Source organism: Pontibacter sp. T17, from assembly GCF_057219875.1.
Genome location: NZ_JBXVVW010000001.1, coordinates 1708074 through 1720730, shown reverse-complemented (window position 1 = coordinate 1720730; position 12657 = coordinate 1708074). Strand labels below are relative to the sequence as shown.

The window sequence follows — 12657 nt, the reverse complement described above, 5'->3', positions numbered from 1 at the left end:
TGCCGGGAAACTATGTCTAGCTTCGCCACGTAGTAGCGTAAACTTCTTTTATGAGCGACCCCATCTGGTTCCGCCCCTATTCCATTGAAGAGCTGACTCCGGCCGCAGATGCCCAGCACATGGGCACTTTCCTCGATATCCGAATCGAAGAGATCGGCCCCGACTTTCTCAAAGGCAGTATGCCCGTAGACCCACGCACACACCAGCCGATGGGGATTCTGCATGGGGGCGCCAGCGTGGTACTGGCCGAAACACTGGGCAGCGTTGCCAGCAACCTCGTAGTAGACCCCGCCAAGCATTATGGCGTGGGGCTTGAGGTGAACGCCAACCACCTCCGCTCGGTCAGCAAAGGCCGTGTTACGGGCATCTGTAAGCCCATTCATCTGGGTGCCAAGACTCACGTATGGGATATCCGCCTCTTCGATGAGCGGGGCAAGCCCACCTGCGTCAGTCGGCTGACAGTGGCCATCCTTTCGCGGTAACATGAGTGCCCGCGGGTACATCGGAACGTACCACTGCCCCTGAATCAATCACGCAGTTGGCCCCTACCTTCACCATCTTGTGCACCACAGCGTTGGGCCAAATGGTGGTGCCTTCTCCTATCTGGGCCATACCCAGCACTACACTGCCGGGGTACACGTGCACAAAGTCTTCCAGCCGGGCATGGTGCTCTACTACCGCCCCAGTCTGCACAATGCAGTGACGGCCCACGGTAGCCTGCGTCTGTACCAGTGCCCCAGCCAATATCATACTGCCCTCTCCAATCTCTGCCGACGGGGCTACCCACGCACGCGGATGAATGGCAATACCTGCAACATGCCGCAGGGTTTCTGCCATCCGTTTGCGTACTGCATTGTCGCCTACTGCAACTATTGCCAACGCATGGCTGTGTATGCCAGCATCGTAGGCCCCTGCATACAAGGCTGCCAATGGATTACCTGCCGCCAAAAGCTGGTCATCGAAAACACCCACCAGCGTATGCCCTTGCGCGGCAAGCACCTCGGCCATTACCTGCCCATGCCCGCCACCTGCCAGGATAACGAACTGCTCTTTCGTATTTCCCATAAAAGGAGTCATCGTTTCGCTGCCGCCACCGGATATGCCTTCGTTTCTGAACACACCCCGCAGCACAACAGCCACAGTACGCCACAAAATAAGCAGATCCAGCCGCAGACCGACCGATCCAGCGTAGGTGGCGTCGAGCGCCAGCCTGCGATACCAGCCCAGCGCATTGCGTCCATTAACCTGCGCCAACCCGGTTATGCCCGGCTTTACTTTAAATCGCCGACGTTGCGCAAATGAATACAGTTGATCGTAATAAAGCGGCAGGGGGCGCGGGCCTATCAGGCTCATACTGCCTTCGACCACATTCCACAATTGCGGCAACTCATCCAGCGAGAAGCGCCGAAGCCAGCGACCATAGCCCGTCAGGCGAACGGCATCCGGCAAAGGCTGTCCGTCTGGCCCCAGCCCACTGCGCATGGTTTTCAGTTTCCACACCCTGAAGGGCCGTCCACTCAACCCTTGCCGCTGCTGAAAAAACAAAGGCGACTCCCCATGCGCCAGCCACCCGATCATCCCCAACACCACCAGCAAAGGCAGGCACAACAAAAACAGAAGCGCCCCCAGGAGAATATCCAGGAGGCGCTTTACGTATCGTTGATAGAATCCGTTATGCGAAGCGTTACGCATACGGACAAAGGGAATCAGGAATTGGCGCGGACAAACTCCATCACGCTGTCCACGATGTACTTCAGCTGCTCGGCGTCCAGTTCGGTCTGCATGGGCAGGCTGATGCACTCGTGAGACAGCTGTTCGGATACCGGGAAATCGCCGTCCTTGTAACGGGGATCGATATACGCCTTCTGCTGGTGCAGCGGCACCGGATAATAAATCATGGCCGGTACGCCCTTCGTTGCTAGAAAATCTTTCATGGCATCACGGTTCAGGCCTTTCAGCAGAAGGGTGTACTGGTGAAACACGTGTGTGCTGTTGGCGGCACGCGTGGGCGTTACAATCTGCTTCACACCGGCAAAAGCCTTGTCGTAATAGTCGGCCACAGCGCGGCGGGCGTCGCAATAGCTATCGAGGTGGGGTAGCTTCACGCGCAGTATTGCAGCCTGCATGCTGTCCAGACGGCTGTTAACGCCGATGCGGTCAAAGTAGTAGAGCTTGCTCTGACCGTGGTTGGCAATCATGCGCATTTTTTCAGCCAGGGTATCGTCGTTGGTGAAGATGGCACCACCATCACCATAACAACCCAGGTTTTTCGAGGGGAAGAAAGAAGTGGTGCCAATGTGCCCGATAGTGCCACCTTTTTTTACACTTCCATCCCGACTGGTATATACCGCTCCGATAGCCTGGGCATTGTCCTCAATCACATAGAGATTATGCTTTTTTGCAATCTCCATGATGCGGTCCATATCAGCGCACTGGCCAAAGAGGTGCACCGGAACAATCGCTTTGGTCTTGGGCGTGATGGCTGCCTCGATTTTCGCAGGATCTACGTTGTAGGTATGCGGGTCTACGTCCACCAGCACCGGCGTAAGACGAAGCAGGCCAATTACCTCAGCCGTGGCTACGTAAGTGAAGGTAGGCACGATGACCTCATCGCCAGGCTGGAACTCCAGCGCCATCATGGCAATCTGAAGCGCATCAGTACCATTGGCACAGGGTATCACATGCTTGACACCCATATACTTCTCCAGTTCGGCCTGAAAGTTCTTCACCTCGGGTCCGTTGATGTATGCTGATGAGCGGATAACGCCAAGCACAGCATTGTCGATTTCACTCTGGATTTTCTCGTACTGGGAGAGGAGATCCACCATCTGGATTTTCTTCATAAGCGAAGGCGTATGGTTGTTAGAGGCTCCAGTAAGTGAGGCCTTTGATTTTTTCGCGGAACAAGCCTTTGATGTCAATCAATGCGCCATCAGCCTTCAGCAGCTTCTGGAAATCAGCTTCTGTCAAAGAGCGGTATTCGGCATGAGCTACCGCTACGATTACCGCATCGTAGTTACCGCTTATCTGCGAGAGCTTGCAGTTGTATTCGTGCTCTACCTCCTCTGCAACGGCATGAGGGTCTACTACTTCGACATTCACGCTGAAGCTCTGAAGCTCCCGCACAACATCGAAAACCTTGCTGTTGCGGATATCCTGTACATCTTCCTTGAAGGTTGCCCCCATGATGAGTACGCGGGTATCCTTGATGACCTTTCCGGCAGCCGTCATTTTCTTCACCGTCTGCTCGGCTATATGGCGGCCCATATTGTCGTTTATGTAGCGGCCAGCAAGAATAACGCGGGCGTTATAGCCCAACCGATTGGCTTTGTGCGTCAAATAGTAAGGGTCCACGCCAATACAGTGGCCACCTACCAGACCGGGCTGGTAGCGGTGAAAGTTCCACTTGGTGGCAGCAGCGTCAATAACATCATAGGTGTTGATGCCCATGCGGTCGAAAATAATCGACAACTCGTTCATCAAAGCGATGTTCAAATCGCGCTGGGTGTTCTCGATAATTTTGGCGGCTTCAGCTACCTTGATGGTAGGAGCCTTGTGCAACCCGGCTTTGATAGCAAGGGCATACACATCGTGAATTTCCTGAAGCGACTCGGCGTCACAGCCCGACACAATCTTGATGGTGTCTTCCAGCTTGTGGTGCTGGTCCCCAGGATTGATGCGCTCAGGTGAATAACCGACCTTGAAGTCTGACATGAACTTGAGGCCCGAACGCTCCAGAATCGGGATGCAATCCTCTTCGGTGCAGCCTGGGTAAACCGTCGACTCATACACCACATAGTCACCCTTCTTCAGCACCTTCGACAGCGTCTCGCTTGCCTTGATTACTGGCGTCAGATCGGGATTGTTATATTGGTCAATGGGCGTAGGTACTGCCACCACAAAGAAATGCGCATTGCGGAGGTCTTCAATATCTGCTGTAAAAGAGATGTCGCAACCGGCAAACTCTTCTGGCTTCAGCTCACCACTGGGATCAATGTGGTTGCGCATCATTTCAACACGCTTGGCATTGATGTCGAAGCCAATTACCCGGAGTTTCTTGGCAAACAGAAGGGCAATGGGAAGACCAACGTAGCCCAAGCCAATGACTGCAAGTGTTTTTTCTTTGCGGAGCAGCTCTTGGTACATCAGAGTTAGGTTTTACTTAGTTCAGTGAGGTCGGCTGCAAAGATAGCCGTAGTAGTGTACCATTCAGCACAGTGCGTGTTAAATGAAGACACAATGCAAAAAAATAAGCAGCGCCACTGGAAATGAAGAAAGCTGCTATATTTGCACTCCCGATACGGTGGTATGGCCGAGTGGCTAGGCACAGGTCTGCAAAACCTTTTACGGGGGTTCGACTCCCTCTACCACCTCATCTAAGACGCTCTCTCCGAGCGTCTTTTTGCTTCTAGAAAAGGGTGCTCGTTTGTGGTTCGGGTTTCCAGAGTGGCAGCCGCAGCCCCACTGCAGCCGAAAGTCGTTCCGAAAAGTCATTGTACAGCTCTGGGCAATACGTTTTGTCGGGCGTGTGCACCATGAAGTACAGCGCATCAAGCCCCTGCTCCAGCCATTCCTTCGTCCGGACAGACCAGTCCTGAAGCCGGGTAAAGTCCGTAGGATGCAGATTGTTGCCCGTAAAACGGATAAACGCTACCGGGGTTGACAGCTTCATGTGCAGCACATTCCGCTTTCCCGCGGTGTCGGTAATGGCGGTGCCAATGCCCATGGCAGCCAGTTCCTCGGCCCACTCGGGCGCATCGGGTAAAAACCAGTCGGGGTGGCGCAGTTCCAATGCTACCTGGAAATCCGGTGGGAAACGCTGCAATAGTGCTTTCAGCGCAGGCCAGTGTTTGGGGCCCACCCGTTCTGACAACTGAAATAAAGATGGCCCCAGAAATTGCCGTAATGGCAGCATTCGCTGTACAAACTCATCCACCAGCGGCCCACGCTCTTCCAGCCGGCCATAATGTGTTACAGTCTGGGGCAGCTTTGGACAAAATCGAAATGCCGGATTGATCTCTGCCGCCAGATCGTACCACTTGGCTACCTGCACAGCTGAAGGCATTGCATAGGCCGTTGAGTTCATCTCGATCGACTGAAACTGCCGCAGGTACACTTTCAGGAAATCGGCCTGTTTTGTCTTGGCCGGATACGCTTTTCCCAACCATTCAGGGTGGTTGTAGCTGGGGCATCCCACCCGCACCAATGGCTTAGGAACAGGCTTGCCTTTCAGCGTAAAGCGCGTAAGCTCTGCATCGGGTGGTAGATGAAACTCCACGCCGTCTACCGAATCCAGTCGTCCGAAATCCATGTCAGGAATTGGAAGAAGGTGAATCTTCATATCGCCCGGGCCACTGCCGCCGCAGATACTGGCCTATCTCTTTCTCGCGGGCAATGTCCTTGGGGTGGTAGAAAACCGAACCTTCCAGCTCCTCCGGCAGGAATGCCTGATTTCCCTCAGCGCCAGCATAGTCGTGGCTGTACTTGTAGCCCTTCCCATAGCCCATATTCTTCATCAGCTTGGTAGGCGCATTACGGATGTGTAGGGGAACAGGTGCATCAGGGTGGCGGCGCACCGCTTCCATGGCAGCGCCGATTGCAGCATAGCTGGCATTGCTCTTGGGGCTGGACGCCAGATAGGTAGTGCACTGCGACAGGATGATGCGGGCCTCGGGCAGGCCAATCATCTGACAAGCCTGAAAGGTGCTGGTAGCCAGCAACAGTGCATTCGGATTGGCATTGCCTACATCCTCGCTGGCCGATATCACCAGTCGGCGGGCAATGAACAGAATGTCTTCGCCGCCGTCCAGCATGCGCGCCAGCCAGTACAGCGCCGCATCGGGGTCCGAGCCGCGGATGGATTTGATGAACGCGGAAATGATGTCATAATGCTGCTCGCCCGACTTGTCGTAGCGCGCCGTCTTCTGCAGTGCCAGCGTCTCCATCAGGTCGTTGGTAATCGTCACCTTTTGCCCATTGGCAGCCAGTATGGCCAGCTCCAGCAGGTTCAGGGCCTTGCGGCCATCGCCACCCGACAGACGAAACAGCGATTCCAGCTCCTGAAATTCCACTTCCACGCCCTCATCGGCTTTCAGCCTGGCAGCAGCCTGCGTCAGCAGCGCCTGCATGTCCTCCAGAGTAAAAGCGTTGAGCGTATACACATGGCAGCGCGACAGCAGCGCCGAGATTACCTCGAAGCTCGGGTTCTCGGTGGTAGCGCCAATCAGCGTGATAGTCCCCTGCTCTACCGCGTGCAGCAGGGCATCCTGCTGACTTTTGTTGAAGCGGTGGATTTCATCGATGAACAGCACCGTGCCCGGCTCCAGTTTGGCCATGTCCAGCACGGCCCGCACTTCCTTAACCCCCGCCTGTACAGCACTAAGGGTCTGCCAAGGCTTGTTCATAGCCTCTGCCAACAGCCGCGCCAGCGTGGTTTTACCCACACCAGGCGGCCCCCAGAGAATCATGCTGGGCAGCCGCTGCGCCTGTAGCAGCTTACGCAGAGGCGCACCCGGCCCCAGCAGGTGTTGCTGACCAACGTACTCATCTATCGTACGCGGGCGCACCCGCTCGGCCAAAGGAGCCGCGCCATCTGCATGAAACAGTGTTGCCATCTACCACGAAGGTAAGGCGAGAGTTTCGATTCCTCAGCCCCGGCTTCTCAGCCTTCCCGGTGCACCAGCGTCGCCGATGCCTGTGCAGAGGGCAACAGCAGCACATCCGCAATATTGACATGCGCCGGCGCCGATACCATCCAGAAAATTGTCTCGGCCACATCCCGGCCAGTCAGGGGTTGTAGCCCCTTGTACACATTTCGGGCGCGGTCTTCGTCTCCATGGAAGCGCACTACCGAAAACTCGGTTTCTACCATGCCTGGGTGTATCGCGCCCACTTTTACGCCTGCCCCCAGGAGGTCCATGCGCATGGCTTTGGTCAGGGCATCTACGGCGTGTTTGGTGGCAGTGTATACGTTTCCATTCGGGTAGGTTTCCTTGCCTGCAATGCTGCCCACATTGATGATGTGCCCAAAGCCCTGTTTGCGCATGGCCGCACCCACGATGCGCGACACATACAGAAGGCCTTTGACATTGGTATCAATCATCTCCTCCCAGTCCGACAGCGTGCCCTGATCGAAAGGGGCAAGGCCACGGGCCAGTCCGGCGTTGTTCACCAGCACATGAATGGGCTGCCAGGCTTCCGGCAGTGCGGTGAGCACCTGCTCTACAGCAGCCGCCTCACGCACATCCAGCACCAATGGCAGCGCCCGCACCTGATATTGCTCTTCCAGCTCGGCGGCCAGCGCCTGAAGGCGTTCGGCACGGCGGCCAGTCAGGATGACATCATAGCCATGCAGGGCGAAAATACGGGCAGTTTCAAGGCCGATACCGGCGGTGGCGCCTGTAATAAGGGCAATTTTAGCAGCCATGCAATGGGGTTACTCGAAGTAAATGGTTAGTGCGAACGAATTGGTGTAGATGTTCCGGATGGCCCCAGGCACGTCTTCATTGCGGGGCACATATACGTTGCTGAGCCCAAAGGTATAGCTCAGCTCAGGTGACAGTTTCAGCTTGGTGCCGTAGAAATCCATGCCAACGGCGAAGGTCCAGCCAAAGTCGCGGCGCACGATTTTCAGCAACTCCGGATCGTTGGCTACACGTTCATCACTGAGAAAGTTGATGCCATACCGAGGACCTGTCGCCACATAAACGCGATAGTCGTGGTACACATCGCTTTTGTACTTCAGCATCAGCGAAGTAGCAAGATAGGTCGACTCGATTTTGCGCAGCTGGGTGCCAGAGTTGAACAGGAAATAGTAGTTGCGCTGCTGTAGAGAAACCTCTGGCAGTATAAGGCGCAGGTCCAGATTCTCAGTAAGGCGCACCACACCTGTCAGTGCCAGATTCACACCGCCGGTGCCTTCAGTCCGTACGTTGTAAAGCGTGTCGAACTGCGTTGGCGTCACCTGCTTCAGAATAGGGAAGGTTCCCAGTTCGGCACGCGAGTCGGCATAATTGACCCCAATGGCAAGCCCGAAGTAAAACCGTTTGTAGTCGTAGTAACTGCTGTTGCCTGTGCGCTGGGCCAGCATTGCCAGAGGCAGCACTGTCACCAGAAGTGCCACCAGGGTTACTTTTCGAGCCGATAGAGTGAACAAATGCCGAGGGTTAGCGGGTAAAACTTGGCCGTCCGATAGCCAACGCTGGTGCAAATATTCACAAAATCTGTTCCGTTTGGGAACGCCCGCACCGATTCAGGCAGGTACGTGTAAGCCACCTTATCCTTGCTCACCAGCCGCCCGATGAAGGGTAATATGTGGAGGAAATACAACTGGAAGAGCTGCTTCATCGGAAATTTCGTCGGCACTGCAGGTTCCAGAATCATGGCAACACCACCCGGCTTCAGCACCCGCAGCATTTCCCCTAGACCTTTTTCCAGGTTCTCAAAGTTGCGCACACCAAAGCCAACCGTGATGGCGTCTACACTGGCGTCTGCCAGTGGCAGGTGTTCGGCATCGCCAGCTTTCATTTCCACCAGCCGCTCCAACCCCCTTTTCAGCATCTTTTCGCGGCCCTTTGCCAACATGCCCTCACTGATGTCCAGACCAATGATCCGCTCAGGATTCAGCTTGGCAGCTTCGATGGCAAAATCGCCTGTGCCCGTCGCGAGGTCCAGCACCACCTTGGGAGCGTAAGGCCGAATCATACGAATGGCCTTGCGGCGCCAAAGAATGTCGATACCCATGCTGAGGGCATGGTTCAGCAGATCGTAGCGCAGGGCAATGCTGTCGAACATTTGGGCTACCTGCTGCTTCTTGGAGCCAGCAGCAGTGCCATAAGGCGTTACAACGGTGCGTTCGGGGGTAGCCATGTAGGGAGTCAGGAAAGGGCTGCGGCAATGCGCAGTTCGGGTTGGGGTCGTAAGTTCAGTTCAGCCAGACGCGCAAGATAAAGGCGTACTGCCTCCTGCTTGCCGGCGTTGAAGTCGTAATCAATAGCGTGCCGAAGGTAATCTTCTGCGGCAGCAGGCGTCATGCCGAAATGGGGCGCCCACTTCTGCGAAATGGCCGTGCGGTTGGCCATGCCGTGCTCAAAAGCCCGGTAGATCCGAGAGACGGTGTCGCTGTCCACACGGTCGGGGTGGTAGGCCCAAACGGCAAAGGCAAATGGCAAGCCCGACCAGGCCTTCCACTCGGCCGCCAGGTCATACACGTATTTGTATTGGTGCCGGATGGCAATGGCGCGGTCGCCAATGACAATGCCTCCCGTGCTGCCCGTGATACGGTCAAAGTAATCGGGCTCTGACAGCAGCGCCGGCTCCTGCTTCCAGTGGTGGCGCAGCAGCACACGCGCCAGTCCATTGCTGCTCCGCGAATGCCAGTCCACATACACGGCTTTCAGCGTTTCGATGGGCTGCTGGGAAAAGAGAAACACAGAGTCAACTTTACCGTCGGCGCCGATGCAGTAATGATTCAGCACTTCTACACTGTCGAAATCCAGCAGTGCCCCCACCGGTATCAGCCCCAGATCTGCTTTGCCCGTCTTAAAGGACTCGGCACAGGCTGAAGGAATCTGCTCTACGATTTCCAGTTCGTCAGGGCCAAACTCGCCACGCAGCCCCTCAATAAAGGGCTTGCTGTTCAGATACGACACTACTACCAGGCGCAGGGGCTTCATCGAGGCAGGGCTTGAAGGTGGGTAACGTCGTTGTACTTTTCCAGATAAATGGCCTCCCCCGCCCGCACCAGCACATTGAGACCGGTATTGGCGTGACCAAACCATTGCATGCGCTCTAGGCCGTAGCCCAGCAGTTCTGACAGGAGTATGCGCAGCGTACGGCCATGCGTGCAGATCAACAGGTCGCCTTCAGGCTGGGCTTCCACGATGCTCCGTACGGATTCCACTGCTCTGTCACGCACTTCCAGTGGGGTTTCGCCACCTTCGAGTGCAGCTGTCAGTTCGCCTTTGGCCCAGCGGTCCAGCATCTGCTTGAACAGATGCTCAGACTCAGCAGTCTGTTGCACGCCTTCCAGCACACCCCACCCCATTTCCTTCAAGCCTTCTATCTGCGTGGGCACCAAGCCATTTACCTCAAAGTGATGGAGGGTCTGGCGCGTGCGCTTGAGGGTGGAGCAGTAAGAGGAAGCAAAAGGAAGGTGGCCGTAATGCGCATGAAACAACTCGGCCTGCGATCGCCCTGTATCGTTCAGGTCGCTGTCCACACCACCACCTTGGACGATGTTCAGCTTATTGAACTCCGTTTGACCATGCCGCAGCAGGAACAACCGCTGGGTGGTACGCCGCGCCGGGGAAGAGAGGCCTTTCAGCATGCGTCAGGCGACGGTGGTTTCGCCTTCTGGCACAAACTCCTCTACACTGTAGTCGTGCAGCACGTTGTAAATCGAGTCGCGCTCTACTGGCTCAAAACCTGCGGCACGAACCAGCTGAATCAGCTCGGGGGTGCTCATCACAGGGGTCTGCTCTTCGGCACCTGCCATTGAGTAAATCTTTGTCGTGTCGTCGATGGTGCCGTCTACGTCGTTCACACCGAAACTCAGGCTCACCTGTGCGGTAGACTTACCGATCATTGGCCAGTACGCTTTCAGATGCGGAATGTTGTCCAGATAGATGCGCGCCACGGCATAATTCTTCAGGTCTTCCGTTACGGTAGACTCTGGAATGTAGCTCATGTCGTTGTTCTCGTTCCGGAATTTCAGCGGAATGAACGTGTTAAAGCCCTTGGTACGATCCTGTAGTTCGCGCAGCTGACGCATATGGTGCACCCGATGCTCATATTTCTCCAAGTGGCCGTAGAGCATGGTACAGTTGCTGGGAATGCCCAGTTTGTGCGCTGTTTCGTGTATTGTCAGCCAGTTTTCCGAGCTGGCTTTGGTGTCGCAGATCTGCTTGCGCACATCTGGATGGAAGATCTCGGCGCCACCACCGGGCAGAGAGTCCAATCCATACTCGCGCAACGCGTTCAGGCCCTCTTCAATGGTCATGCGGCTGCGGGCAAACATCACTTTCAGTTCTACCGCCGTAAAAGCCTTGATATGAATCTCCGGGCGAATGGCCTTGATGCGGCGCATCATCTCACCGTAGTAGTCTACACCACGCTTGGGGTGTACGCCACCTACGATGTGCACTTCCGTTACTGGCTTGCCGTCGTAACGGTGCACGATCTGGTCCACCTCGTCCAGCGAATATTCCCAGCCCCCTTCTTCACCAGGGCGGCGGGCAAATGAGCAGAACGAACAGGTATATACGCAAATGTTGGTGGGCTCTATGTGAAAGTTGCGGTTGAAGTAAGTTTTCAGCCCGTGTTTGCGCACACGCACCGCATGCGCCAGAGCACCCACAAATGCCAGATTGTCCGACTCATACAGCGCCAGAGCGTCCTCATCTGAGATGCGCTCGCCAGCCAGCACTTTGTCCCGTATGGCAACCTCGGCGGCCGTCAGGCTCGCACTGTACAGAGCGGAAGAGGCAGTATTCATATGTTTGTTGTCTCGCGTGCAAAACTACTTACACAACGAGAATTTTCAAAAAAGATTGAAAGTTCCAGCAGATTCTACAAAAGCCCATCGTGCATAGCCAATTCGGATATATTTGTGACTGCACCATGAAACGAGTCCTGTTCCTGTTGGTGGGGTTATCGGCCCTGGCCATGCCCGCAAGGGCACAAAAAAAGCTCACTGGGCAGCAACAGGCCCAAAACCAGACGGCTTTCTCGCAGGGCTTCTGGCTTATGGGTTTTAGTGGCCTTACCTATGGTGGCTTTGGTGGTCTGCAACAAAACCTTGACAACACCACCACGGGTCTATCGACCGACTCGCTGCCTGTGGCGCTCAACCGTCTGGGGGGCACATATGGCATCACTGGCGGCGGCCTCTTTTTTCGCCGCTTCATCATTCAGGGCCACTTCAACTACGCCGACTACACCGAGACCGAGACCTTCCGCGGCCAGGTGAAAATCCGCAACCTCTCCTACGGCGCCAGTGTAGGCTATGCCGTCTGGAACCGGAATGGGCTGCTGCTTTACCCCTTCGTTGGCTACACCATTGGCAAAACCCGCATGGCATATGCCAACTACTCCACCGAAAACCTGGCCTTTGGCAGTGACCCTGTGCTCAAAGCCAAGACCAACGAGTATTCAGCACCTACAGGTTTGCTGGAAGTGGGCGTATCGGCCCGCTGGGAAGTGGGCAGTGTACGCTACTTGGTAGTAGGCGCCGATCTGGGTGCCTATTTCTCCGCTGGAAAGAGCGCTTGGGAGAACACTGCAAGCGGCGTAAAGCCCACTGGCATAGATGATCACCAGTTGACTGGTGCCTACCTTCGCGTCAGCATCGGTGGAGGCCTCTTCCAAAGCCAGAAATACTCCGCTACTACCCGCCGCAAAAAGCCTGAGCCTGCCACCGAGCCTGCACCGGCAGTAGACGACCTCTTCGCGCCAGCACCAGGCGCTACCGACGACCGCGACATACGTCGCACTGGCACTGATCAGGAACGCTTCAAGCGGCAGCAGCAAGAGCGGGCCCGTCAGGAGCAGAAGAAAAAAGCCAAGCCTGCCAAAGACAAAAAGCGCAAGTCCGCTGACTACGACTCGTCTGACTTCGACGACAACTGACCGCCACGCCTGTAAAAGCGTATCTTTGCG

General features: G+C 55.7%; 13 protein-coding genes and 1 tRNA gene. 3 read left to right on the top strand and 11 right to left on the bottom strand.

Translation table 11 applies throughout. From position 1 onward, the window contains the following. Positions 1 to 50 precede the first annotated feature (50 nt). Complete coding sequence (locus tag AC2D8O_RS07605; protein ID WP_484678197.1) at positions 51 to 482, top strand: hotdog fold thioesterase; 432 nt, start codon at positions 51 to 53, stop codon at positions 480 to 482. On the opposite strand, the gene AC2D8O_RS07600 is transcribed toward AC2D8O_RS07605, so the two are convergent. Genes AC2D8O_RS07600 through AC2D8O_RS07590 form a run of 3 tightly spaced genes read right to left on the bottom strand, consistent with a single transcriptional unit; the run spans position 448 to position 4146 of the window. Continuing rightward, positions 448 to 1692, bottom strand: a complete 1245-nt coding sequence (locus AC2D8O_RS07600; RefSeq protein ID WP_484678196.1) for a sugar transferase — start codon at positions 1690 to 1692, stop codon at positions 448 to 450. The genes AC2D8O_RS07605 and AC2D8O_RS07600 overlap by 35 nt on opposite strands. 14 nt (positions 1693 to 1706) lie before the next feature. After that, the gene (locus tag AC2D8O_RS07595) at positions 1707 to 2843 is read right to left on the bottom strand and encodes a DegT/DnrJ/EryC1/StrS family aminotransferase (protein ID WP_484678195.1); all 1137 of its coding nucleotides are present in this window, start codon (positions 2841 to 2843) and stop codon (positions 1707 to 1709) included. A gap of 19 nt (positions 2844 to 2862) precedes the next feature. Next, a complete protein-coding gene (locus AC2D8O_RS07590; RefSeq protein ID WP_484678194.1) occupies positions 2863 to 4146 on the bottom strand; it encodes a nucleotide sugar dehydrogenase in 1284 nt (427 codons plus the stop codon). Between the two features lie 156 nt (positions 4147 to 4302). Between AC2D8O_RS07590 and AC2D8O_RS07585 the strand changes: the two genes are divergently transcribed. After that, positions 4303 to 4373 (top strand) — tRNA-Cys (locus AC2D8O_RS07585). A 35-nt stretch (positions 4374 to 4408) separates the two neighbouring features. On the opposite strand, the gene AC2D8O_RS07580 is transcribed toward AC2D8O_RS07585, so the two are convergent. The 8 genes from AC2D8O_RS07580 to mqnE are packed head-to-tail and all read right to left on the bottom strand — an operon-like array spanning position 4409 to position 11494. Further along, entirely contained in the window at positions 4409 to 5311 is a 903-nt protein-coding gene (locus AC2D8O_RS07580) for a DUF72 domain-containing protein (protein WP_484678193.1), read from the bottom strand. A 1-nt stretch (position 5312) separates the two neighbouring features. Next, on the bottom strand, positions 5313 to 6614 hold the full coding sequence (locus AC2D8O_RS07575; protein WP_484678192.1) for a replication-associated recombination protein A: 1302 nt from the start codon (positions 6612 to 6614) through the stop codon (positions 5313 to 5315). 47 nt (positions 6615 to 6661) lie between these two features. Continuing rightward, entirely contained in the window at positions 6662 to 7426 is a 765-nt protein-coding gene (locus AC2D8O_RS07570) for an SDR family NAD(P)-dependent oxidoreductase (protein WP_484678191.1), read from the bottom strand. Positions 7427 to 7435: 9 nt separating this feature from the next. Then, on the bottom strand, positions 7436 to 8155 hold the full coding sequence (gene porT / locus AC2D8O_RS07565; protein WP_484678190.1) for a type IX secretion/gliding motility protein PorT/SprT: 720 nt from the start codon (positions 8153 to 8155) through the stop codon (positions 7436 to 7438). Then, complete coding sequence (gene ubiE, locus AC2D8O_RS07560) at positions 8128 to 8868, bottom strand: bifunctional demethylmenaquinone methyltransferase/2-methoxy-6-polyprenyl-1,4-benzoquinol methylase UbiE (protein ID WP_484678189.1); 741 nt, start codon at positions 8866 to 8868, stop codon at positions 8128 to 8130. Before ubiE ends, porT begins: the two co-directional genes overlap by 28 nt. Before the next feature lie 8 nt (positions 8869 to 8876). Continuing rightward, positions 8877 to 9674: a menaquinone biosynthetic enzyme MqnA/MqnD family protein gene (locus tag AC2D8O_RS07555; protein ID WP_484678188.1), complete on the bottom strand. Its 798-nt coding sequence runs from the start codon at positions 9672 to 9674 to the stop codon at positions 8877 to 8879. Next, entirely contained in the window at positions 9671 to 10327 is a 657-nt protein-coding gene (locus AC2D8O_RS07550) for a histidine phosphatase family protein (RefSeq protein WP_484678187.1), read from the bottom strand. Before AC2D8O_RS07550 ends, AC2D8O_RS07555 begins: the two co-directional genes overlap by 4 nt. 3 nt (positions 10328 to 10330) lie before the next feature. Then, positions 10331 to 11494: an aminofutalosine synthase MqnE gene (gene mqnE / locus AC2D8O_RS07545; protein ID WP_484678186.1), complete on the bottom strand. Its 1164-nt coding sequence runs from the start codon at positions 11492 to 11494 to the stop codon at positions 10331 to 10333. A gap of 125 nt (positions 11495 to 11619) precedes the next feature. On the opposite strand from mqnE, the gene AC2D8O_RS07540 reads away from it, so the two are divergent. Beyond that, a complete protein-coding gene (locus AC2D8O_RS07540) occupies positions 11620 to 12627 on the top strand; it encodes a hypothetical protein (RefSeq protein ID WP_484678185.1) in 1008 nt (335 codons plus the stop codon). Positions 12628 to 12657 lie beyond the last annotated feature (30 nt).

Bases quoted from the DNA above. Each gene is read 5' to 3' on its own strand.
- AC2D8O_RS07605 (WP_484678197.1), top strand. From the start codon at position 51: ATGAGCGACCCCATCTGGTTCCGCCCCTATTCCATTGAAGAGCTGACT.
- AC2D8O_RS07600 (WP_484678196.1), bottom strand. From the start codon at position 1,692: ATGCGTAACGCTTCGCATAACGGATTCTATCAACGATACGTAAAGCGC.
- AC2D8O_RS07595 (WP_484678195.1), bottom strand. From the start codon at position 2,843: ATGAAGAAAATCCAGATGGTGGATCTCCTCTCCCAGTACGAGAAAATC.
- AC2D8O_RS07590 (WP_484678194.1), bottom strand. From the start codon at position 4,146: ATGTACCAAGAGCTGCTCCGCAAAGAAAAAACACTTGCAGTCATTGGC.
- AC2D8O_RS07580 (WP_484678193.1), bottom strand. From the start codon at position 5,311: ATGGATTTCGGACGACTGGATTCGGTAGACGGCGTGGAGTTTCATCTA.
- AC2D8O_RS07575 (WP_484678192.1), bottom strand. From the start codon at position 6,614: ATGGCAACACTGTTTCATGCAGATGGCGCGGCTCCTTTGGCCGAGCGG.
- AC2D8O_RS07570 (WP_484678191.1), bottom strand. From the start codon at position 7,426: ATGGCTGCTAAAATTGCCCTTATTACAGGCGCCACCGCCGGTATCGGC.
- ubiE (WP_484678189.1), bottom strand. From the start codon at position 8,868: ATGGCTACCCCCGAACGCACCGTTGTAACGCCTTATGGCACTGCTGCT.
- AC2D8O_RS07555 (WP_484678188.1), bottom strand. From the start codon at position 9,674: ATGAAGCCCCTGCGCCTGGTAGTAGTGTCGTATCTGAACAGCAAGCCC.
- AC2D8O_RS07550 (WP_484678187.1), bottom strand. From the start codon at position 10,327: ATGCTGAAAGGCCTCTCTTCCCCGGCGCGGCGTACCACCCAGCGGTTG.
- mqnE (WP_484678186.1), bottom strand. From the start codon at position 11,494: ATGAATACTGCCTCTTCCGCTCTGTACAGTGCGAGCCTGACGGCCGCC.
- AC2D8O_RS07540 (WP_484678185.1), top strand. From the start codon at position 11,620: ATGAAACGAGTCCTGTTCCTGTTGGTGGGGTTATCGGCCCTGGCCATG.